Here is a 2,155-nt window from a genome sequence, read left to right as displayed (position 1 = left end):
TTGTAAGGGCCTGATAGCAAAATTTAAGCGGTGCTTGAGGGTGCATAGATCTTCCGTAAAGTTAACGCCCGCCACAAACGCGAGCAACTTGTTGCGAGTCGAGCCGCGAAGCGGCGTTTTGATGGCGTTTGTTATGCGCTTTTCGCTTCACGAAACCGCCTATTTAGATCCAATACAACAGGATGCACTGAGAATGTAAATATTCTCGTCTTTGGGTGAAACATGACTTTCATAACTTCACCTTTTGAATCTCTAAAACTAATAATCACCCTCTCCGGAGAGCCAAGTCTTCCCTCAACGGATAGAATATCTTTTAAAAAAATAGTTTCCTCAACAGCACCCTTCTTTACGAGCAAATGATCATTAAAATCAAACACATCATCAGCCGCCGACCAAATAATTTTCTTGAAGAAAAAACAGCCCAAAATAAACATCAGGATTGGTATTAATGTTAAAAATGGGGTGTCCTTAAAATGCCCAGATAAAATAAAAATCACTGTTAAAACAAATAGGAAACCCAAAGAAAACACTGAGAAGGCCATGTGAAAAGGGTTAGATGTAGAAATCCGATTCATATCACTCCCAGCGCATAACGCTTTGCTAATTGGCTGCCGCAGCGCAGCGTAGGCAGTCCAGTGGAGGCCACGCTTTTTGTGGCCGGAACGAAATTAAGCAATTTGTTAGGGTTTATACGACGACGATTAGCCATTACACCAACCGCAACCAAGTAAAAACTCACCATCTTCTAAGGGTGATAATGCAATTGTCATTGGGCAGGTGCCATAAGGTTTACCATCTGTGTCAACGCTGAGTTTTCTCTGATATTTTCCGATCGCGCCTTCGCTGCCTTTTGAATCAGATAAATGAAGCGCAGAAACAGCCTTTTTGTAGTCGCCTCGAAACTTTGCGTACACAATTCCATTAAAGTCAAAGTATACAGCTAGGTCTGCTACCCCAAAAACCTCGCTACTTTTTGAACCAGCAATTTCAATTGGGTTATCAAGAATTACAATTACTGTATTCGCAGATCCATCACCGTAGGATGCAGTTGCGTAACCGCTTTTAAAATTATTTCCATCATTGACAATACTACGAATTTTTCCTAATGGGTCTACACTGCAAGTTACTGCCTCTTTTAGAATGCTATGTACGTCGGCTGCATATGAGAAATTGCAAAATAGGAATATTGCTAAAATACCACTAAGAATTTTCTGATTATTCATGAACTTCATTTCAGGATCCCTAACGCTCAAAGCAGCTGCGCGGTACGCGTCGGCTGCCTTTGCTTGTTAAAAGGCCAGAACCTGCAAACAAGCCAAACCAAAAAATGCAGGAGTAAAATACCCAGCAAGCCAATTGGATATTTTAAATACCAGCCCATAAAAAACTCTGCTTTCACAATAACTAAAGCTGACAAGCCATCCCAAAGCAACAAACCAGCGGCACCAGAAAGTAACCAAATAACTAGCCTATTCATACTATTTTTGTAGCGTTCGGCAGCAACAGCGCCAACAACAAAGGCCAGAAAAAAACAAAAGATGTTTACTAAATGCACTTTGAGTGGAGCGCCACTCACTAAAACTGAAGTCAGTGATAACATCGCAAAGATCGAGACGCTGACAACTGTGGTTGGTTTCATATTACCTTTTAACGCAAAGCACATGGGCGACGGCCGCGCAGCGGTTGGCGTCCCAGCGACCGAAGGGAGCGAATGGTGCGCCTTGTTAGCGGCGACAAACATTTACCCTCGCGGCACTGCCGCCAAGCAATGCCGAACAACGGCAACCTTGTACAAATTTAAAAATGTAACCAGCCAAGTGCGAAACAACGAAATGACTGGAGTCTTAAAACCTTTAAGCTAGCGGAGCCAATGAACCAAAAGAACAACGCTACCGCCCCATCAGAGATTGCACCTGACCAACAAACTGGCGAACCTGACGGAATAAATTAACAACTAAGATACAACTTAACGCAAGCAGAGCCGAAAAGTAAAACAGATTTTGTACCTAAACTTTCTCGACAGCCGGCTAACGCAAAGCACACGGGCGACGAGCCGCGCAGCGGGTTGGCGTCCCAGCGACCAACGGGAGCGAGTGATGCAATAACATGGACTCCCCCTCACTATCCGGCATCGATGTGCCACACTGAGAGTGTC

At 43.9% G+C, this 2,155-nt stretch carries 3 protein-coding genes; all 3 read right to left on the bottom strand.

Features of this window, described 5'->3' with window-relative positions; translation table 11 throughout:
* Window positions 1-131 precede the first annotated feature (131 nt).
* The 3 genes from IE070_RS16460 to IE070_RS16450 all read right to left on the bottom strand — a co-directional run bounded on the left by IE070_RS16460 (window position 132) and on the right by IE070_RS16450 (window position 1,741).
* Window positions 132-575 carry a hypothetical protein gene (locus IE070_RS16460; protein ID WP_189484278.1) on the bottom strand — a complete coding sequence of 148 codons (444 nt, stop codon included), beginning with the start codon at window positions 573-575 and terminating at the stop codon, window positions 132-134.
* Between the two features lie 126 nt (window positions 576-701).
* Complete coding sequence (locus IE070_RS16455; RefSeq protein ID WP_189484277.1) at window positions 702-1,232, bottom strand: hypothetical protein; 531 nt, start codon at window positions 1,230-1,232, stop codon at window positions 702-704.
* Between the two features lie 17 nt (window positions 1,233-1,249).
* Window positions 1,250-1,741, bottom strand: a complete 492-nt coding sequence (locus tag IE070_RS16450) for a hypothetical protein (RefSeq protein WP_189484276.1) — start codon at window positions 1,739-1,741, stop codon at window positions 1,250-1,252.
* Window positions 1,742-2,155 lie beyond the last annotated feature (414 nt).

It is taken from the genome of Alishewanella tabrizica (assembly GCF_014652375.1).
GTDB classification, from domain to species: domain Bacteria; phylum Pseudomonadota; class Gammaproteobacteria; order Enterobacterales; family Alteromonadaceae; genus Alishewanella; species Alishewanella tabrizica.
The sequence above is the reverse complement of the archived record's forward strand: the minus strand, read 5'-3'. Positions and strand labels throughout refer to the sequence as shown.

Bases quoted from the DNA above. Each gene is read 5' to 3' on its own strand.
- IE070_RS16450 (WP_189484276.1), bottom strand. From the start codon at position 1,741: ATGTTTGTCGCCGCTAACAAGGCGCACCATTCGCTCCCTTCGGTCGCT.
- IE070_RS16460 (WP_189484278.1), bottom strand. From the start codon at position 575: ATGAATCGGATTTCTACATCTAACCCTTTTCACATGGCCTTCTCAGTG.
- IE070_RS16455 (WP_189484277.1), bottom strand. From the start codon at position 1,232: ATGAAGTTCATGAATAATCAGAAAATTCTTAGTGGTATTTTAGCAATA.